Annotated in this window: 20 protein-coding genes; 11 read left to right on the top strand and 9 right to left on the bottom strand. The window is 59.3% G+C overall.

Going from position 1 to position 18,979, the window contains the following annotated elements; genetic code table 11:
• Nucleotides 1-171 precede the first annotated feature (171 nt).
• The 3 genes from pdxY to J2X71_RS35010 all read left to right on the top strand — a co-directional run bounded on the left by pdxY (nucleotide 172) and on the right by J2X71_RS35010 (nucleotide 3,467).
• The gene (pdxY, locus tag J2X71_RS35020; RefSeq protein ID WP_310389745.1) at nucleotides 172-1,047 is read left to right on the top strand and encodes a pyridoxal kinase PdxY; all 876 of its coding nucleotides are present in this window, start codon (nucleotides 172-174) and stop codon (nucleotides 1,045-1,047) included.
• Nucleotides 1,048-1,107: 60 nt separating this feature from the next.
• Entirely contained in the window at nucleotides 1,108-1,749 is a 642-nt protein-coding gene (locus tag J2X71_RS35015; RefSeq protein ID WP_310389743.1) for a carbonic anhydrase, read from the top strand.
• A gap of 92 nt (nucleotides 1,750-1,841) precedes the next feature.
• Entirely contained in the window at nucleotides 1,842-3,467 is a 1,626-nt protein-coding gene (locus tag J2X71_RS35010; protein WP_310389892.1) for a GGDEF domain-containing protein, read from the top strand.
• 53 nt (nucleotides 3,468-3,520) lie between these two features.
• On the opposite strand, the gene J2X71_RS35005 is transcribed toward J2X71_RS35010, so the two are convergent.
• The 3 genes from J2X71_RS35005 to J2X71_RS34995 all read right to left on the bottom strand — a co-directional run bounded on the left by J2X71_RS35005 (nucleotide 3,521) and on the right by J2X71_RS34995 (nucleotide 5,889).
• Nucleotides 3,521-4,342 (bottom strand): lytic transglycosylase domain-containing protein, encoded by an 822-nt coding sequence (locus J2X71_RS35005; protein ID WP_113322193.1) that lies wholly within the window; start codon nucleotides 4,340-4,342, stop codon nucleotides 3,521-3,523.
• Nucleotides 4,343-4,511: 169 nt separating this feature from the next.
• On the bottom strand, nucleotides 4,512-5,546 hold the full coding sequence (locus tag J2X71_RS35000) for an aspartate-semialdehyde dehydrogenase (RefSeq protein WP_007824760.1): 1,035 nt from the start codon (nucleotides 5,544-5,546) through the stop codon (nucleotides 4,512-4,514).
• Between the two features lie 112 nt (nucleotides 5,547-5,658).
• A complete protein-coding gene (locus J2X71_RS34995; protein WP_310389739.1) occupies nucleotides 5,659-5,889 on the bottom strand; it encodes a hypothetical protein in 231 nt (76 codons plus the stop codon).
• 69 nt (nucleotides 5,890-5,958) lie between these two features.
• Between J2X71_RS34995 and J2X71_RS34990 the strand changes: the two genes are divergently transcribed.
• The 5 genes from J2X71_RS34990 to J2X71_RS34970 all read left to right on the top strand — a co-directional run bounded on the left by J2X71_RS34990 (nucleotide 5,959) and on the right by J2X71_RS34970 (nucleotide 12,330).
• A complete protein-coding gene (locus tag J2X71_RS34990; RefSeq protein WP_310389737.1) occupies nucleotides 5,959-7,707 on the top strand; it encodes an alkaline phosphatase in 1,749 nt (582 codons plus the stop codon).
• Between the two features lie 95 nt (nucleotides 7,708-7,802).
• Nucleotides 7,803-8,261 (top strand): hypothetical protein, encoded by a 459-nt coding sequence (locus J2X71_RS34985; RefSeq protein ID WP_310389735.1) that lies wholly within the window; start codon nucleotides 7,803-7,805, stop codon nucleotides 8,259-8,261.
• 6 nt (nucleotides 8,262-8,267) lie between these two features.
• The gene (locus tag J2X71_RS34980; RefSeq protein WP_310389733.1) at nucleotides 8,268-8,957 is read left to right on the top strand and encodes an ABC transporter ATP-binding protein; all 690 of its coding nucleotides are present in this window, start codon (nucleotides 8,268-8,270) and stop codon (nucleotides 8,955-8,957) included.
• Complete coding sequence (locus J2X71_RS34975; RefSeq protein WP_310389731.1) at nucleotides 8,954-10,237, top strand: FtsX-like permease family protein; 1,284 nt, start codon at nucleotides 8,954-8,956, stop codon at nucleotides 10,235-10,237. The genes J2X71_RS34980 and J2X71_RS34975 overlap by 4 nt, the downstream gene beginning before the upstream one ends.
• Nucleotides 10,238-10,443: 206 nt before the next feature.
• Entirely contained in the window at nucleotides 10,444-12,330 is a 1,887-nt protein-coding gene (locus J2X71_RS34970) for an MFS transporter (RefSeq protein ID WP_310389730.1), read from the top strand.
• Nucleotides 12,331-12,414: 84 nt separating this feature from the next.
• Here the strand turns inward: J2X71_RS34970 and lpxE are convergent, their stop codons facing one another.
• Together lpxE and leuB are read right to left on the bottom strand one after the other, a co-directional pair.
• Nucleotides 12,415-13,149, bottom strand: coding sequence for a lipid A 1-phosphatase LpxE (lpxE, locus tag J2X71_RS34965; RefSeq protein ID WP_310389728.1), 735 nt, complete (start codon nucleotides 13,147-13,149; stop codon nucleotides 12,415-12,417).
• Nucleotides 13,150-13,442: 293 nt separating this feature from the next.
• Nucleotides 13,443-14,555 carry a 3-isopropylmalate dehydrogenase gene (gene leuB, locus J2X71_RS34960; RefSeq protein WP_113183662.1) on the bottom strand — a complete coding sequence of 371 codons (1,113 nt, stop codon included), beginning with the start codon at nucleotides 14,553-14,555 and terminating at the stop codon, nucleotides 13,443-13,445.
• Between the two features lie 180 nt (nucleotides 14,556-14,735).
• Between leuB and J2X71_RS34955 the strand changes: the two genes are divergently transcribed.
• The gene (locus J2X71_RS34955; RefSeq protein WP_310389725.1) at nucleotides 14,736-15,668 is read left to right on the top strand and encodes a pyridoxal-phosphate dependent enzyme; all 933 of its coding nucleotides are present in this window, start codon (nucleotides 14,736-14,738) and stop codon (nucleotides 15,666-15,668) included.
• 62 nt (nucleotides 15,669-15,730) lie between these two features.
• Here J2X71_RS34955 and leuD read toward each other — a convergent pair whose 3' ends face one another.
• From leuD to J2X71_RS34940, 3 genes are all read right to left on the bottom strand, one after another.
• Nucleotides 15,731-16,339 (bottom strand): 3-isopropylmalate dehydratase small subunit, encoded by a 609-nt coding sequence (gene leuD, locus J2X71_RS34950; RefSeq protein ID WP_113322202.1) that lies wholly within the window; start codon nucleotides 16,337-16,339, stop codon nucleotides 15,731-15,733.
• Between the two features lie 135 nt (nucleotides 16,340-16,474).
• Nucleotides 16,475-16,894, bottom strand: coding sequence for a glyoxalase/bleomycin resistance/extradiol dioxygenase family protein (locus J2X71_RS34945; RefSeq protein WP_310389722.1), 420 nt, complete (start codon nucleotides 16,892-16,894; stop codon nucleotides 16,475-16,477).
• Nucleotides 16,895-17,003: 109 nt separating this feature from the next.
• Nucleotides 17,004-17,234 carry a hypothetical protein gene (locus J2X71_RS34940; protein ID WP_007824784.1) on the bottom strand — a complete coding sequence of 77 codons (231 nt, stop codon included), beginning with the start codon at nucleotides 17,232-17,234 and terminating at the stop codon, nucleotides 17,004-17,006.
• Nucleotides 17,235-17,347: 113 nt separating this feature from the next.
• On the opposite strand from J2X71_RS34940, the gene J2X71_RS34935 reads away from it, so the two are divergent.
• Together J2X71_RS34935 and J2X71_RS34930 are read left to right on the top strand one after the other, a co-directional pair.
• Nucleotides 17,348-18,253 carry a CoA ester lyase gene (locus J2X71_RS34935; protein WP_310389720.1) on the top strand — a complete coding sequence of 302 codons (906 nt, stop codon included), beginning with the start codon at nucleotides 17,348-17,350 and terminating at the stop codon, nucleotides 18,251-18,253.
• Nucleotides 18,253-18,459, top strand: a complete 207-nt coding sequence (locus tag J2X71_RS34930; protein WP_310389718.1) for a DUF1737 domain-containing protein — start codon at nucleotides 18,253-18,255, stop codon at nucleotides 18,457-18,459. Before J2X71_RS34935 ends, J2X71_RS34930 begins: the two co-directional genes overlap by 1 nt.
• Nucleotides 18,460-18,461: 2 nt before the next feature.
• Here the strand turns inward: J2X71_RS34930 and J2X71_RS34925 are convergent, their stop codons facing one another.
• Nucleotides 18,462-18,899, bottom strand: a complete 438-nt coding sequence (locus tag J2X71_RS34925; RefSeq protein WP_310389716.1) for a metallopeptidase family protein — start codon at nucleotides 18,897-18,899, stop codon at nucleotides 18,462-18,464.
• Between the last annotated feature and the right edge of the window lie 80 nt (nucleotides 18,900-18,979).

Below are 18,979 nucleotides of genomic sequence, written 5' to 3'. Positions count from 1 at the left end.
TGCTTGCGAGAGATTTCGAAAGCTTTTAGGTCGTTTTATGCCGATGGACGGCAAAATGACTTTATCCGGCCTTTACGTCCCGCCGCACATTTCCACGCTCGCGTGAAGAATGGTTGACAGCGCCTCGTCAAAAAGATCATCAACGGCGGTCGAAATTCGGATTCGGATGCCATGTCGGAAAACGCAGCGGGCGCAGTCATCGTCATCTCCAGCCATGTCGTGCGGGGGTCGGTTGGAAACCGTGCTGCGGTCTTTGCGCTGGAAACGCTCGGCCATCAGGTCTGGGCGCTGCCGACGATCGTGCTGCCCTGGCATCCCGGTCATGGCCGCTCGACACGGCTGACCTTCGCCGAGGCCGATTTCGAGGCGGCGATCGACGATCTCATCCGCGCGCCGTGGATCGGCGAGGTCAAGGCTGTATTGTCAGGCTACTTCGGCAACGCAGCCCAGGCCCGCTCCGTCGCGAAACTCGTTGCATCCTTGCGCGAGAAGAATCCGGAGCTGCTCTATGTCTGCGATCCGGTCATGGGTGATCTCGGCGGCCTCTACGTGCCGGAAGCGACAGCCGAGGCGATCCGCGACCATCTGATACCGCTTGCCTCGCTCGCAACGCCGAACCGGTACGAACTTGCCTGGCTTTCAGGCGCGGCACTTGATGACAACAGCGCGGTCATGGAGGCCGCACTTTCGCTTGGCCCCTCGCGCATGCTGGTCACATCGACGGTGCCGATGATGGCGGGCGGTACCGGCAATCTCTATCTCTCTGGAAAGCATGCCCTGCTTGCCGAACACCGTGTCGTTGAAAACCCACCAAATGGGCTCGGCGACCTGCTTGCCGCCCTTTTTCTCTCTCGCCTGCTCTCGGGAATGGAGGATGAAAAGGCGCTGCAGCTGGCGACCGCCAGCGTGTTCGAAGTGTTGGCGCGCGCCGTCAAGCGCGGCAGCAACGAGCTGATGCTGGCAAGCGATGCCTCCAGTCTTTCGACGCCCATGGCAATGGTGCAGATGCGTCACCTCGTCCATCCTGCCCAGCGGCGAAAAAAATAGGTCTCCGGCTTTTGCAGCGCAGCAGTTGATCTTGGCTCACGTGCGCGCTAATCCAGAGACATGATGAGCTTCCCTAACTCCCTGCTGGACGGTTATCGCAACTTCATGAGCGGGCGATATGCCGATGCCCGCGACCGGTATCGGCAGCTTGCGGAAAACGGGCAGAACCCGACGACGCTCGTTATTGCCTGTTGCGACTCGCGCGCGGCTCCCGAATTGATCTTCGATGCAGGGCCGGGCGAACTCTTCGTCATCCGCAACGTCGCCAACATGGTGCCGCCTTATGAGCCGGATGGCCATTTCCATTCCACGTCGGCAGCGCTCGAATTCGCCGTGCAGGCTCTGAAGGTCAAGAATATCGTTGTCATGGGCCATGGCCGCTGCGGCGGTATCCGCGCAGCCCTTGATCCCGATGCTGAGCCTTTATCATCCGGTGATTTCATCGGCCGCTGGATGTCGCTCGTTCGCCCTGCCGCCGAGCAGATTGGCAGCAACAACGTCATGACGCCGGCCGAACGGCAGACTGCGCTGGAGCGGGTCTCCATCCGCAATTCGATCAACAATCTCAGATCTTTCCCTGATATCAAGGCTCTCGAAGAAGAGGGCAAGCTGGAGCTTCACGGCGTCTGGTTCGACATTTCGACCGGCGAGCTCTGGGTGATGGATTCTGAGACACTCGATTTTATCCGTCCCGAAATCTAGGGATAGACCGCTTTAGCAGTTTTTTAAGATATTCCACTAAGCTGCGCTTGCAGGCGGTATATGCGCGTGGATCAGTTATGAATTTCGAAGTGCTGAAATTCAAGAATATCAGAAGGGCAGTACTAGCCGCCATTCTGCTGCCCTTCGTCTTCATGATTGTCGAAGGAGTGGTGTTGATCCGCTCCTCGCTCATGCAGTACCGCGCGCTCGAAAATGACCATCTCTTTGCCGATGTTCTTGCTCGTGGAGGATCGATTGCTGCCAATGAGATTCTGGCGGAACTCGTCGCGACGCGAACCTACATCAACAATCCGGACGAGATAACCAGGGCGGCCATGATGGAAAGGCGCAGCGCGCTCGACAGCGAACGCGCGCGTTTCAACGCCAGTCTCCCGCCCGTTGAAACACTTGATCTCGGTCTGCAGTCACAGCTTTCCGATCTCCGTCTTGCTTACAGCCGTATCGTTGCGGCGCGTTCGGCGGTCGATCGAGGTTATTACGGCAAAGGCGGCAACCCCGTTCATATCTATGGTCAGGCCGGATTGAAGCAGCTTGGTCTCGTCTCGTCGCTTTCGTCGAGGATCCATGATCCCGTGTTGATGCGCAAATCCAGCGAGCTGATGAGTATCCTGCTGACCTACTACGGTGAGCGGCTGATCGGCAACCTTGGCCAGCGTTATTTCGACCAAACCGACTTTTCCGCCATGTCACACGAGCAGCTCGTTCAAGGCGAAATGATGCTCGGTAACGGCATGGATCGCCTGCGTTTTCATTCTTCCTCGCCTGTCGTCCGGGAGATCCTTGCCTATAGGGCTCAGCCCGACGAGGTCTGGGCCGATACCTTCACAAAGGCCATGGTTTCGGGTGCGCTGCGGCCGGACAAGGCGATCCGAGACAAATGGATTGGTATCCAGAACGAGCGGCTGGATTTCCTGCGGCAGAAAATCGCCTCCGTAACCGATGATATTCATGTGACCGGACAGAAGCTGTCGATGCGCTCGCACATTCACATGACGATCGTGCTTGCGTTGTCATCCGGACTGGTTCTGCTCGTTGCCCTTATTGTGGCGCTTGCGGTTCGGGGCATCCGTCTCGTCGCCCGTGTCACCGAAGAGCGTGAACTGCTCATCAACGAACTGCGCAATGCTGCCCAAACCGATCTTCTGACGGGCCTTTATAATCGCCGTGGCTTCGAGGCTGCCGCTTTGGCGCTTCTGATGCAGGCTGAGTATGGATCACGCTGGATTTCGGTCGTGCTGTTCGATCTCGATCACTTCAAGAAAATCAACGACGTATATGGCCATGACGCAGGCGATATCGTGCTGAAGCACGTAGCCGCCGTCGCGCGGGAAAGCTTTCGCTCCTTCGATCTGCTGGTGCGCCACGGCGGCGAGGAGTTCATGGCATTGCTGCCGGATTCGACACCTGAGGATGCGGCGATCGTTGCGGAACGTGTCCGATTGGCCATCGAGGCTGCTGACATCGCGCTGCCGAGTGGCGAGCGGCTGCGAGTTACGGCAAGCTTCGGCTGCGCGGGGCGTGCAAATGCCGTGAGCAATCGTAACTTCGATGATCTGGTGAAGCGCGCCGATCTGGCGCTCTATGCCGCCAAGGCCTCGGGACGCAATTGCGTCGTTGCCGGGCCGATTGTTCCTTCGGCGGCACCGCAGGAAGAGCGGCGCAAGGCTGCCGGCGGAACCCACGATATCCGCAGCTGAAAAACGCCGCATTCGCATGCGGCGCTCGTATCATTTTCCTATTGAACGTCTCTTCAGTTGCCGTCGATCTGCTGACCGATATAGGCGATTGCCTGCTGATAGACCGTTGCGGCATTCCAGCCCTGGATGGCGACGAAGTTCGGCTCGCCCGGCTGGTAACCGGCGCCGGCACGCCAGCCGTGACCCTTAAGGAAATTGGCGGTAGAGGCCAGCGCATCAGCGCGGGAGCCAACCATATCGACGCGGCCGTCACCGTCACCGTCCGCGCCGTAGCTTACGACGTTGCGTGGCAGGAACTGCGTCTGGCCGATTTCGCCATGGGCAGCACCGCGGGCTTGCGGGCTGAGATAGCCTTCCGAAACGAGCTGCAAGGCTGCATAAAGCTGGTCGGTGAAATATTCCGAGCGACGGCAGTCATAGGCGAGGGTGGAGACTGCGGACATCGTATGCTGGTTGCCCATATAGCTGCCGAAGCCGGTTTCCATGCCCCAGATGGCGATCAGCGGACCGGCCGGAACGCCGAAGCGGCGCTCGATCGAAGCGAAGAGAGCCTGGTTGGCGGCTTTCATCGAACGGCCGCGAGAGATGACGGCCGCACCGCCGCGCTTCTTCATGAATGCGTCGAAGGACAGCTTGAAGCTCTTCTGGCCGCGGTCGGCGGCGATAGTCGGCTTGTTATAGCTGACATTGGCGAAGGCACGGCTCAGGACCGACTGGCTGACGCCATTGGCCGCTGCCGTCTGCTTGAAGTCGGCGACCCAGGCATCGAAACCGGCGCTGGTATTGCCGCATTGGGGACCCTGCGCGAACGCCGGTACCGTATGGAGGACGCCCATTGCCGCGGCGGCCGCCAAAATCAATTTTTTCATGCGCATTGAGAAACCCCGCTCTCGATCTGCATAGCTTTTAAGCCGGGCAAGAGAATGCCAGCCACCGGCGACTTTGTCACGATCACCTTTTAGCGAACGCTTATACGGCAGTATTTGCCCGAAAAAGCCCCGCTCGTCGAGCAGGGCTTTAGCATATTATGGTTTACAAATGGTATCAGGCTGCCTGCTTGCGCGGCTTGACGAGGCCACGATTGATGAGCAGCTCGGCGATCTGGATGGCGTTGAGGGCCGCACCCTTGCGAAGGTTGTCGGAGACGACCCACAGGTTGAGGCCATTCTCGACGGTTGCGTCTTCGCGGATGCGCGAGATGAAGGTCGCATCCTCGCCGGCGGATTCGTATGGCGTGATGTAGCCGCCATCCTCGTGCTTGTCGATGACGAGGCAGCCCGGCGCATCGCGCAGGATATCGCGAGCCTGGTCAGCCGTAATCTCGTTTTCGAATTCGATGTTGACCGATTCAGAATGGCCGATGAAAACAGGAACGCGGACCGCGGTGCAGGTCACCTTGATCTTCGGATCCAGCATCTTCTTCGTTTCAGCCAGAACCTTCCACTCTTCCTTCGTGTAGCCGTCTTCCATGAAAGTGTCGATGTGCGGAATGACGTTGAAGGCGATACGCTTGGTGAATTTCTTGTTCTCGATCGGATCGGCAACGAAGACGGCGCGTGTCTGGTTGAAGAGCTCGTCCATGCCATCCTTGCCGGCGCCGGAAACCGACTGGTAAGTCGAGACGACGACGCGCTTGATCTTGGCGAAGTCATGCAGCGGCTTCAGCGCGACGACGAGCTGGGCAGTCGAGCAGTTCGGGTTGGCAATAATGTTGCGCTTTGTGAAGAGCGAAATCGCGTCCGGATTTACTTCCGGAACAATTAGCGGCACGTCGGCGTCGTAGCGCCAGGCCGAAGAATTATCGATGACGACGCAGCCCTGCTGGCCGATCTTCGGGGAGACGCGCTTGGAAACCTCGCCGCCGGCCGACATCAGGCAGATATCGGTGTCGGAGAAATCGTAATTCTCCAGATTGGAGACCTTCAGCGTCCGATCGCCGTAGGAAACCTCTAGGCCCTGGGAGCGGGAGGAGGCGAGTGCTACGACTTCATCGGCCGGGAAACCACGTTCGGAGAGAATGTTGAGCATTTCGCGCCCGACATTTCCGGTGGCTCCGGCAACTGCAACTTTGAAACCCATTTCTCAAGCTCTCTTTCTCTTCTCTCCTCTTGTCCGGTGAGGGGGGAAGCGCGATATCATCGCGGCTTCCTGTCCCCAGCCGGGCCGGGGAGAGAGCGGCAGGCCAGAGACGTCAGACGGTTTTCGTCGTCGTTTTGGCCTTGGTTTTGGAAGAAACCGGAACGGCAAAATCCAACCGGGCATTTTCTGCCAGGTTATTGCGCTCAGCGATGGCGTGCTCGTGGCGAACCATGGATATTCCTTTTCCGTCGTTGCTCATAAAAGGTTTTCCACAGGAGTCAAGGTTTTTGCGTGCGGAACGAGAGTAGGAGAAGGGCGCTGCAATGCTGCAGCGTTTTGTCATCCCTCTGTCATTGCCGGGGGGTATCCCCGACCCGTTGTAATAACTGCAACGAAAAACGGGGGTTTTTCCATGCGTATGCTTCTCGCCGCTTTCGCGGCCACCACGATTCTTGCTGGCGCTGCTCAGGCAGCTTCGATCTATCCGCTTGATCGCGCTACGATTCTCGCTGGTTCACCGTTCGACTTCAAGGTCGAACTTTCCAAGCAGGTCAAGCCGGAAGATGTGAAGATCACAGTCAACGGCCAGGACTACAAGACTGTCCTCGGGGGCGAGGCCAAGTTTGTAGAACTGGAGAAGGGCAAGGACGACAAGGCTCTCGGCTCCGCTCTCATCCTGCGCGGCCTGAAGATCGCCGCTCCGGGCACCTACAAGGTTGAAGTCGCCGCCGGCGACGAAAAGAAGGCCGTGACCTGGGATGTTTACGGCACGAACGCACAGCCGAAGGCCAAGAACGTCATCTTCTTCCTCGGCGACGGCCTTTCCGTTGCTCACCGCACCGCCGCCCGCATCATGTCCAAGGGCATGACCGAAGGTAAGGCGAACGGCCGTCTGAACATGGACGACCTCGACCATATGGCCTTCATCGGCACGTCCGCCACCGATTCGGTTACCACTGACAGCGCCAACACCATGTCGGCTTATATGACCGGCCATAAGGGCGCCATCAACTCGCTCGGCGTCTATGCCGACCGCACGCTCGACACGCTGGACGATCCGCGTGTCGAAACCTTTGGCGAAGCTCTGCGCCGCCAGACCTCCAAGTCGATCGGCGTCGTCACGACCTCCGAACTTCAGGACGCGACGCCGGCTGCCGTCGTCTCCCATACCCGTCGCCGTGACGACAAGGCTGAAATCACCGGCATGCTGCTCGACGTGAAGCCGGATGTCATCCTCGGTGGCGGCTCGGCTTACTTCCTGCCCCAGGCGACTGCTGGCTCGAAGCGCAAGGACGACAAGGACTACGTCAAAATGTTCCAGGACGCCGGTTACAAGCTCGCGACCGACAAGACGGAACTCGCCGCCGCTGCCGGCGCCAACGACAGCAAGATCCTCGGCCTGTTCCACACCGGCAACATGGATACGACGCTTGATCGCGAATTCCTGAAGAAGGGCACGGTCGGCAAGTTTCCGGCCCAGCCCGGACTCGTTGAAATGACCAAGGTCGCGCTCGACAAGCTCTCGAAGAATCCGGAAGGCTTCTTCCTGATGGTCGAAGCTGCCAATATCGACAAGATGACGCATCCTCTCGACGGCGAGCGTGCTGCCATCGATACGATCGAGTTCGACAAGGCTGTCGGACTGGCGAAGGAATTCGCCGCCAGCAACCCCGACACGTTAATCGTCGTCACCGGCGATCACACTCACGGTATCACCGTCGTCGGCACGATCGACGATACGATCGAAGGTACGGAGATGCGCGAGAAGGTCGCGGGCCGCAGCTTCACCAACTATGTCGACGCCAATAATGACGGCTATCCCGACAGCGTCGACGTCTCCAAACGCTTGGCTCTGTTCGTCAGCAACTATCCCGACCACTACGAAACCTTCCGCCCGAAGCTGGATAATCCGTACACCCCTGCCATCCAGAACGAAAAGAAGGATTACGTCGCCAACGAAGCTTACAAGGACGTTCCTGGCGCCGTCTTCGTTCCCGGTAATCTGCCGAAGAGCGCAGCCACCGGCGCCCACACTGTCGATGACGTTGTCCTGCAGTCGACCGGCCCCGGATCGGAAGGCTTCAAGGGTTACATGGAACAGAGCGACGTCTACCGCGTTCTCGCCGACGCATTCGCCCTCGGCGCCAAGCAGACGAATTAAGCACCTGTGTCCGAGGCGGCTTGCCCACCTGAGAACTTCTCATCGATCCTCATCCCGGCCGCTATGCGGCCGGGTATCCGTTTCTGGAGATCGCCATGGAAAAGCTCCTTTTGCTGAATCTCAGCCGCCGTCGTCTCATGGGCGTCATGGCCGCGCTTCCCTTCGCCCGGCCTGTTCTTGCCGATGATTCCTTGATCAGCTTTGATGAACTTTATGGAAAGTTCGGTGTGCTTGGTCTCGAATTTTCCGACAAGGTCAAGCGCCTTGCCGGCAAGGATATCAGCATCAAGGGCTTCATGGCGCCGCCGTTAAAGGCCGAAGCGCAATTCTTCGTCCTGACGGAGATACCGATGTCACTCTGCCCCTTCTGCTCTTCCGATGCAGACTGGCCGGACAATATCATCGTTGTTTATCTCGGCGAGAAGCAGACTTTCGTACAGCCGAGCCAGACGATCGAAGTGCGGGGCACGCTCGAATACGGGTCGTGGAAGGACCCGGAAACCGGCTTTGTCAGCCTGCTGCGCATCCGCCAGGCCGAATATTCCAGCGTCTGAGCATCAATGCTGGGTCTCGAAATCGAACATCTGGCCGTTAGGTTTCCCGGCCTTTCAGCGCCTGCGCTCGCCATCGACAATCTGTCGGTTGCGGCGGGTAGCCGTGTCGCGGTTACCGGCGCCTCGGGCTCCGGCAAAAGCACCTTTGTCAATATCATCACCGGGCTGGAGCGGGTCCGCGAAGGCTGCATCAGCTGGAACAGCGAGGATATCGCCGGGTTCTCCGAAAGTCGCCGCGACCGCTTCCGGGCGGCCAATATCGGACTGGTCATGCAGGAGTTTCACCTGTTCCCCGGCCTGTCGGCCGTTGAAAACGTGCTGTTGCCGGCGCGGCTTGCGCATGCTGCGACGTCGGCGATCATCGGGCGCGCCCATGATCTTCTTGGCATCGTCGGTCTCAATCGCGCCGGGCAGAAGATCGAGACCATGTCGCGCGGTGAAATGCAGCGCGTGGCGATTGCCCGGGCGCTCCTGCGCAAGCCCGGCGTTATCGTCGCCGACGAGCCGACCGCCAGCCTCGATGCGGAGAGCGGCGATGCCGTCGGTGATCTGCTGCTTGATCTTGCCGTGGCCGAAGGCAGTACTCTGATCGTCGTGTCGCACGATTCCCGCCTTGCCAGCCGTCTCGACCGCCGCCTTACATTCCGCTCCGGCCGTATCATCGACGATTCCGACATTAAGGGAGCGGCCGCATGATCCGCTTCATCCTCGCCGATCTGCGCCGGTTGTGGGCTGGTTCCCTCGTTGTCGTGCTGCTGGTGGCGCTTGCCACGGCGCTCGGCGTTTCCGTCATCCTGCAGGAACGTGCCTTACGTCTTGGCAGCGCCCGTGCAGCCGACAAGTTCGATCTCGTCATCGGCGCGGGCGGCAGCGAAACCCAGCTCGTGCTATCGTCGATCTTCCTGCAGCCGTCTGCGCTGCCGCTGATGTCCGGCGACGTTCTGGCCAAGCTTGCCGCCGATCCGCGCGTTGAATGGGCTGCCCCCGTCGGCTTCGGCGATTCCTTCTCGGGCTATCCGATTGTCGGCACGACGAGGGCGTTGACGGAAACGATTTCCGGCGGCTTTTCCGAAGGCCAGGTTTTCGCCAGTGAGGGCGAGGCTGTCATCGGCTCGAGCGTCGACCTTGCCATCGGCGGCGAGATCAAGCCGATGCACGGCACGATCGAAACCGGCGGCCGCACCCATACGGAGCTCGCCTATCATGTGACGGGGCGCCTGCGGCCGACAGGCACAGCCTGGGACCGCGCTATCCTCGTTCCAATCCAGGCCCTCTGGCATATCCATGGACTGGAAGCGGGCGAAGAGCATGAGCATGACCACGCCGGGGAGGCGGATCCTCATGAAGAGGCCGTACACGCGGAAGACGCTCATGAGGATGCCGACCATCATGCGGAGCCTGATCCCCATGCCGGCCTGAACGAGAGCTGGACCGCGGAAACGCCCGGTCTTCCGGCCATCCTCATCAAGCCAAAGACGATTGCCGATGCCTACAAGCTGCGGCAGGACTATCGCAACGGCACGACGATTGCCGTCTTTCCCGGCGAGGTGCTGACCAGCCTCTATGCGACGCTCGGTGATGCCAAGCAGATTCTCGTTGCTGTTGCCTCCGGCGCGCAAGGGCTCGTCGCCGCCTCGCTGATCCTCGTGACTGTCATCCATATCGGCCAGCGTCGGCGGCAGATTGGCGCGCTACGCGCCTTCGGTGCTCCCCGCGGCGCGATTTTCGGCATTGTCTGGCTGGAATTCTATGTCCTCGTCGCCGTTGGAGTCGGGCTTGGCTTTACACTCGGCTATGGCGCAGCACTCATTCTTTCCGGCTTGTTCTCGCAAAGCAGCGGCGTCAACCTGCCCGTCGGCTTTGCACGCGAAGACGGAACGCTTGCGGTGATCCTTCTCGCCTTCGCCGCTGTTCTCGCCGCCTTGCCGGCAGTGCTCGCCTACCGGCTGTCTCCGGCCCAGGCTTTGCGAGTGTGACGATTGCAGCGTGCCTGTTCCGCCACGACAAGAGCCATGCTGCAGCAATTCCATGCACAAAAATTAGACTAAAGTCATAATCCCAAAGCATCCCTCTTTCTGGCTCGTCTTTTCTGTCAAACTCTCGTTAGGCGTGTCGCGGCTAGGGGTATGCTTTGAGGAGAGTAGGCCGCGACCGTTGCTCATCACTCTGTGGAGGACAGACAATGGCAAATGTCGCAAGCGTCGACGGCGCGAAAGCCGGTCCGATGACGGGCGAGGAGAAGAAGGTTATCTTCGCCTCGTCGCTCGGCACGGTTTTCGAATGGTATGATTTCTATCTTTACGGTTCGCTCGCCACCTATATCGGCGCGACCTATTTCACCCAGTATCCGGAAGCGACGCGTAACATCTTCACGCTGCTCGCCTTCGCTGCGGGTTTCCTGGTGCGTCCGTTCGGCGCATTGGTCTTCGGCCGCCTCGGCGATCTCGTCGGCCGCAAATACACCTTCCTGGTGACCATTCTCATCATGGGCTTCTCGACCTTCCTGGTCGGCATCCTGCCGGGTGCTGCCTCCATCGGCATTGCCGCTCCGATCATCCTGATCGGCCTGCGCCTGCTGCAGGGCCTGGCGCTCGGCGGCGAATATGGCGGTGCGGCCACTTACGTTGCCGAACACGCGCCGAACGGCCGGCGCGGCTATTTCACGTCCTGGATCCAGACGACAGCAACGCTCGGTCTCTTCCTGTCGCTGATCGTCATCGTCACGGTCCAGTCGATCATGGGCTCGACCGCCTTTGCCGCTTGGGGCTGGCGCATTCCGTTCCTTGTCTCGGTCGTCCTGCTCGGTATCTCCGTCTGGATCCGGTTGAAGATGAACGAGTCGCCCGCCTTCCAGCGCATGAAGGCGGAAGGCAAGGGATCGAAGGCACCGCTGACGGAAGCATTCGGCCAGTGGAAGAATGCCAAGATCGCGCTGATCGCGCTTTTCGGCGCTACCATGGGCCAGGCGGTCATCTGGTACGGCGGTCAATTCTACGCCCTTTTCTTCCTGCAGAACGTGCTGAAGGTCGATCTTCAGTCGGCCAACATCATGGTCGCGATTGCCCTCTTCCTCGCCACGCCATTCTTCGTCATCTTCGGCGGACTGTCGGACAGGATCGGCCGCAAGCCGATCATCATGGCGGGGCTGCTCATCGCAGCGGTCACCTATTTCCCGCTGTTCAAGGCGATGACTTATACGGCAAATCCAGCCCTCTATGAGGCGCAGGCGACGATCCGGGCAACGGTGACGGTGGATCCGGCGGATTGCAAATTCCAGTTCAATCCGACCGGTACCTCCAAGTTCACCAGTTCATGCGATATCGCAACGGCGTTCCTGACCAAGAACTCGGTGCCTTATGACGTGGTGCCGGGTCCGGCCGGCCAGCCGGCGACCGTGAAGGTCGGTGACGACACGATCACCGGTTACGACGCTGTCGCAGCCGGTGCCGATGCCGCCAAGACCAATGCTGCCTTCGAAAAGGGCGTCAATCTTGCCCTTCATGATGCCGGCTATCCGCTGAAGCGCGGTGCTGCCAAGGTTGCCGATGCCAAGCTCGATGCCTTCATCGCCGCCAATCCGGAACTCACCCTCAATGCCGATGCGATACGCGCCGGCCAGAAGGAAACGCTGCCGGCCGACAAACTCGTTGCCGGCAAGCTGTTGACGGCGGATGAAGCGAAAAGTGTCACCGACATGGCCGTCTATACGATCCCTGGCGGTGGTACGTTCGCGATGGTGGCTGATCCTGCTCGCGTCAACTGGATCGGCACGATCGCCGTCCTGTTCGTGCTCGTACTTTACGTGACGATGGTCTACGGCCCGATCGCGGCGCTGCTGGTCGAGCTCTTTCCGACCCGCATCCGCTATACCGGTATGTCGCTGCCCTATCATATCGGCAACGGCTGGTTCGGCGGTCTGCTGCCTGCTACGGCCTTTGCGATGAGTGCAGCCGCCGGCAACATCTATTACGGCCTCTGGTATCCAATCGTCTTCGCATCGATCACGCTAGTCATCGGCCTGCTGTTCCTGCCGGAAACCAAGAACCGGGATATTCACGCGCTGGATTAAGGTAAGGCGGATATCCCGAAAACAAAGCCCGGCGCTCGAAAGGCGCCGGGTTTTTCATGCGTTATTTTTCTTACGCGTCATTTCTTATGCGTTTGGGAAGTATCGCTTGGACATCGGCCAGCCATCCGGCGCAAGTTTGAAAAGCAGGCCGTAGCGCGCATAGACGATTGCCGTCAGCAGCGAGAACCACGCGCCGAAGGCAAGGCCGGCAATGACATCACTTGGATAGTGCGCGCCGACCATGACACGCGTCATGCCGAGCCAGATGGCACCGGCGATGAAGGGCACCCGGTAACGCGGGAAGAGCAGGGCGAAGGCGGCAAAGAAGGCGCCCACCGTGGTTGAATGGCCTGACGGGAAACTTTCCAGCGCTGCATGGCCGGAGAAGGGTGTGAAGGAAAGCACCCCGAGGTCCTGGAAATGTTCGGGGCGCGCGCGGCCGATCGTGCGTTTCAGAAGGTTTGCGAGCAGGCCGGAAAAGACGACGGTCGTAAACAGGTAGGCGCCGATCCAGCTCACATAGAGTGCTTGGGCCCTTGCTTTTGCACTGTTCAAAAGCTTGTAGCCGGCTCTGCCGTGGAAAAAGAGCAGGACGCTGGTGAGGATCAGCCAGGCGGAATTGCCGAAATCGGTCAACATCTCGCCGAAGCGCTGAATGGGCTCCGGCAGATGGCCGGCACCGATTGGCGCATCAAAGATCAGCATGGAAAGGATGACGGCGTTCAGCGTAATGAAAAGGCATGCGCGCCACCGCAATGGTGGCATGACGCATCTATTTCTGCGCCAGCGCCTGTCCAAGGAGACTAGAAGTTCCCGCATTCCGACTATCCGTATAACGCTTGGGTATGAGATAGGCGGTAAAAATGCACAGGATTACGACAGAGGGCGGGACTCCCGAGATTATTCTAATCAATTTTGGTAATGGCTCAATTCGTACCCTGAAGGAGAAGATCAGGCGGAGGCGAGTGAGCGTGATAGCGGTGGCAAATGCGACCCGTGCGCTGAATGCCAGACCCTGCCGTGATATCATTCATAGGAGCGGGAATGCTGGCTTCCACAAAAAAGCCCTCCGCATGAGATGCGAAGGGCCGAAAAGCGTTTCACGTGAAATATCAGGCAGAAAGGGCCTTGAACTCGTCGAGGATCGCGTCGCCCATCTCGACGGTGCCGACCTGGCGGCTGCCTGGTGCCATGATGTCGCCAGTGCGGATGCCCTTGTCGAGCACGTTGGCGATCGCCTTTTCGAGGTTGTCCGCTTCCTTGACAAGATTGAAGGAGTAGCGAAGGCACATGGCGAAGGAGGCAATCATGGCGATCGGATTGGCTATGCCCTTGCCGGCGATATCGGGCGCCGAGCCGTGAACCGGCTCATAGAGTGCCTTGCGCTTGCCGGTCTTTCCATCAGGTGCTCCGAGCGAGGCCGAAGGCAGCATCCCGAGCGAGCCGGTCAGCATGGCGGCAACGTCCGAGAGCATGTCGCCGAAGAGGTTGTCGGTGACGATGACGTCGAACTGTTTCGGCTGGCGCACGAGCTGCATGCCGCCGGCATCCGCCAGCATATGCTCGAGCTGCACGTCTGAATATTTCGCCTTGTGCGTCTCGGTCACGACCTGGTTCCAGAGCACGCCGGATTTCATGACGTTGCGCTTTTCCATGGAGCAGACGCGGTTGTTGCGGGTGCGGGCCATTTCAAAGGCGACACCGGCAATACGCTCGATCTCGTAGGTGTCGTAAACCTGCGTATCGATGCCGCGCTTCTGGCCATTGCCGAGATCGATGATTTCTTTCGGCTCGCCGAAGTAAACACCGCCCGTCAACTCGCGGATGATGAGGATGTCGAGGCCTTCGACCAATTCCGGCTTCAGCGAGGAAGCGGAGGCGAGTGCGGGATAGCAGATCGCCGGACGCAGATTGGCAAAGAGTTCCAGATCCTTGCGCAGGCGCAGCAGGCCGGCTTCCGGGCGTACTTCGTAGGGAACGCTATCCCACTTCGGGCCGCCGACGGCGCCGAAGAGCACAGCGTCGGCTGCAAGCGCCTTCTTCATGTCGTCTTCGGAGATCGCTGCGCCATGCGCATCATAGGCGCAGCCGCCGACGAGGCCTTCGTCGGTGGCGAAGCCGGCATTCATCGCCTCGTTCATATAAGCGATGATCTTGCGGACTTCACCCATGGCTTCGGGGCCGATACCGTCACCCGGCAGCAGGAAAAGATTGCGCACTGTCATGAAACCCTCCGCGGAAAAACAAGCTGCGGCTTCTTAGACCCCGGAAATGGGCATTTCAAGCGAGAGAAGAGGTGAATCGGTACGCTTGCCTCCGCGTCATGTGATGTCTGACAAGGTTGCTCCCGTGCCTGCAAACGAGCTAGAACGACAGCCTTGCCTTCTTTCTCTGGATATTCTCCCATGTCTTTTACGCCCCTCCATCTCGACACTCCTCTGATCCGGACAGCGCCCGATTTCAGCGCCAGCGGCAAGCCGCTTTGGTTAAAGCTCGATGCGCTACAGCCTTCAGGCAGCTTCAAGCTGCGTGGTGTCGGCCGGCTTTGCCAGCATGAGGTTCAAAACGGTGCGCGTGAGATCTTCTGCGCCTCCGGCGGCAATGCCGGCGTTGCCGCAGCCTATGCCGGACGGGCACTTGGCGTGCCTGTTACGATCGTCGTGCCTGAGACGACGGCACCTGACGTGCGCCGAACGATTGCCGCAACGGGCGCCAATGTGCTGGTTCATGGTTCTGTCTTCGATGAGGCCAATGCGCATGCGATCGAACTCGCCGAAAGCCGCAAGGCGACCTATGTGCATCCTTTCGACCATCCGCTCCTGTGGGATGGCCATGCGACGCTGATCGATGAGGTGGTGGCAAAGGGTGCCAAATTCGATTGCGTCGTTACCAGCATCGGCGGTGGCGGTCTGCTTGCCGGCATCGTCGAGGGGCTGAAGCGGAACGGGCTTTCGGACGTGCCTGTCATTGCCGTCGAGACGGAAGGAGCTGCATCATTTCATGCAAGCCTCAAGGCCAATGAGCGTATTTCGCTGCCGGCCATTACATCGATTGCCACCTCCCTCGGCGCGCGGCAGGTGGCGCAGCATGTCTTCGATCTGCCGAAGCATCACCCGATCGAAAGTGTTCTCGTCAGCGATGCCGATGCCGTAGCCGCTTGCCTGAAATTTGCCGATGCGCAGCGCATCCTGGTCGAACCGGCCTGTGGTGCCGCACTTGCCGTTGCCGATGTGCATGCCGATCTGCTGTCTCGCTTCGACAATCCGCTCATCGAAGTCTGCGGCGGCATCGGTGTGTCGCTCGAAAAGCTTGATCTCTGGAAAGAGAAGTTTCTCTGAGATCCGGACAAAGAAAAAGCCGGGCGAAAGCCCGGCTCGATCTCAAAGCAATTTAGTGAGGCTCAGGCAGCCCAGGGGTGCGAAGCGGCGTTCTTCTTTTCGAACTCGTCGATCGCCTTGCCCTTTTCCATGGTCAGGCCGATATCATCGAGGCCGTTCAGCAGGCAGTGGCGCTTGAACTCGTCGAGATCGAACTTGATCGAGCCGCCGTCCGGACCGGTGATTTCGAGGTTTTCAAGGTCGACCGTCAGAATGGCGTTGGAGCCGCGCTCGGCGTCGTCCATCAGCTTGTCGAGGTCTTCGTGGCTGACCTGGATCGGCAGGATGCCGTTCTTGAAGCAGTTGTTATAGAAGATGTCGGCGAAGCTGGTCGAGATCACGCAGCGGATGCCGAAATCGAGCAGCGCCCATGGAGCGTGTTCGCGCGAGGAGCCGCAGCCGAAATTGTCACCGGCAACCAGAATCTTTGCCTCGCGGTAAGCCGGCTTGTTCAGCACGAAATCGGGGTTTTCGGAGCCGTCTTCGTTGTAGCGGGCTTCGGCGAAAAGGCCCTTACCAAGGCCGGTGCGCTTGATGGTCTTCAGATAGTCCTTCGGAATGATCATGTCGGTGTCGATGTTGACGACCGGCAGAGGGGCTGCAACGCCCGTGAGCTTCACGAATTTATCCATGACCTATGCTCCATTTCAGCAAAACGTACTTTCTGATTTTGCATCTATTCCAGTTTCCCGCCGAAATGAAGAAGAATCTTTCGTTGACGGAGGCCACGTGGTGTTTCGCGTGGCCTGCCGATTACGCGTGTCCCTTTACTTGGACGGTGCATTCAGGCCCCAGAGCACGCCGAACGGATCACGAAGCTGGCCGTAGCGATCACCCCAGAACATCAGTTCGACCGGCATGACGACTTCGGCGCCGGCAGCCACTGCGCGGTTCCACCAGAAATCGATATCGTCGATCACCAGCTGGATGGCGAAGCCCTCATGGCCTTTGAAGGCATGGCCATATTCCGGATAGGCATCCGACAGCATGAGCGAGCTGCCATTGATATAGAGATGCACGTGCATCGTCCGGCCGCTTTCGTCGACCGGCACGAGATAGGCTTCTTCAGCGCCGAAAGCTTTCTTGTAGAATTCCGCAGCCTTTACCGCGCCGTCGACCGTCAGATAGGGAAGCAGGCCGTTCTTGACCGGCGGCATCTTGGTCTGGTTGCTCTCCGTCGCATCCATGCTCGTCCTCCATTCGTTTTTAAAGTGCCGGCTGAATGCCTGGCTGCTTCAAGGACGTAGCATGGGAACGTGAGCCGACAATGTCGGTCAGAATTTTCAGAGAAAATGATCAGAGATCGATGATCGTGCCGCGGCCGTCGTTCCAGATGCGCATCTCGCGCTTACCATCGGCGCGGGCGCGGACGGGAGCGGGCTTCATCTTCATCGAAAGGGCGCGGCCGACCATGAGCACGGTCAGGATGCCGCCAACGGCGAGCGTGACCGAGAAGGTGAGAAGCAGCATGGCCACGAAAACGGTGGCGCCGGCAAGCATGAAGAAGATGGAGCGAATGTTCTGCATTGGTTTGAAACCTTTCTACGGAAAGGAATGTGGTCCTTCTTTTTCCTCTCTGCAAGCCAAGCATGGCTTTTTGTTGTCTTGCCGGGCTTTGCGAAGCTTGGCACTAATGGTCCATGAGCCGAACACCACCTCTTCGTTCCCTGCGTCTGCGCCGCTCGGTGTTGAGCGTACCCGCCATCAATGCGCGTGCGCTTGAAAAGACCCATTCCCTTGATTGCGATGCGGTTATTCTCGATCTGGAGGATTCCGTCGCGCCCGAGAAGAAGGCGGAAGCGCGCGACAATCTGAAGGCCTTTTTTGCCGGGCCGCTGCTTGAGGGCAAGGAAAGGATCATCCGTATCAATTCTTTGTCATCCGGATTCGGGCTGGCGGATTTGGAACTGATCAAGGCGCTTTCGCCCGATGCCGTTCTGCTTCCAAAGGTGGATGAGCCACAGGATGTAATGGCTGTCAGCGATCTGCTTGCCGAGGCCTATGCGCCGGAGGAGTTGCGCATCTGGGCGATGATCGAGACGCCGCGTGGCGTGCTGAATGCTGCAGCGATCGCCGAATCCGGCCGCACGCCGGGCTCGCGGCTCGATTGCCTCGTCGTCGGCCTCAACGACCTGCGCAAGGAAACGGGCGTCTTGCCGCAGTCGGGGCGGACCTATCTCGTGCCCTGGCTGATGCAGGTCGTTCTGGCGGTCAAGGCCTATGGGCTCGATGCGCTTGACAGCGTCTTCAACGATTTCCGGGATGGCGAAGGCTTCAATGTCGAATGCGGTCAGGGCCGCGCCATGGGTTTTACCGGCAAGATGCTGATCCACCCGGCACAGATTGCAGCCGCTAACACGCATTTCGGACCTGACGCGGAGGAGATTGCGGAGGCGGAGGCCATCATCGCCGCCTTCGCCGATCCGGCGACCGAGGGGCTCAATGTCATCAATGCGAACGGGCGGATGATCGAGCGGCTGCATCTTGTCCTGGCCGAAGCTCTGGTCCATAAAGCTCGCCTGATTTCTGCAAGAAAGCCCGCCTGATGAAACTCTACCGCTTCCTGACCGGTCTCGACGACGCCTCCTTTTGCCACAAGGTAACAGCGGCGCTGAACAAGGGCTGGTCGCTGTCCGGCTCGCCCACCTATGGCTTCAATGCTGCGACCGGCCAGATGCAGTGCGGCCAGGCCGTCGTCAAGGAGGTCGAGGGCAAGGATTATCACCCGGACATGAAGCTGTCCGAGCAGTAAGCTTAACGCTCTGCCGCCTCTTCGGCGCTTGCCTCGATGCGTTCCATGTCATCGTCGCTGAGGCCGAAGTGGTGGCCGATCTCATGGATCAGCACATGGGTGATGATGTCGCCCAGCGTTTCGTCGTTTTCGGCCCAGTAATCGAGGATCGGACGGCGATAGAGGCGGATGCGGTTCGGCATCTCGCCGGTTTCCACGGTAAAGCGCTCCGAAATGCCGCGGCCCTCGAAAAGGCCCAGCAGGTCAAAGGGCGTTTCCAGCGCCATATCTTCAAAAACTTCGTCGTCGGGGAAGTCTTCGATTTCGATGGTCAGATTGGTCGTCAGCTTACGAAATTCGTCCGGCAGATGACTGTAGGCCTCCATTGCCAGCGACTCGAAGGTGCTGATCGTCGGCGCATGGCGGTCCCGCCAATCATCGCTCTGGTCTATGCGGGCCATAAGTATTCCTTCCTTTGCCGGCCCATATAGAACCTTTATCGCCGATTTTCGAGTGCGGAATCAAAGGCAGGAATAAATTC

Origin of the sequence: Rhizobium sp. 1399 (assembly GCF_031455475.1) — a bacterium.
Classification (GTDB): Bacteria; Pseudomonadota; Alphaproteobacteria; order Rhizobiales; family Rhizobiaceae; genus Rhizobium.
Note: the sequence above shows the minus strand (reverse complement) of the source record. Positions and strands in the feature narration are given on the sequence as shown.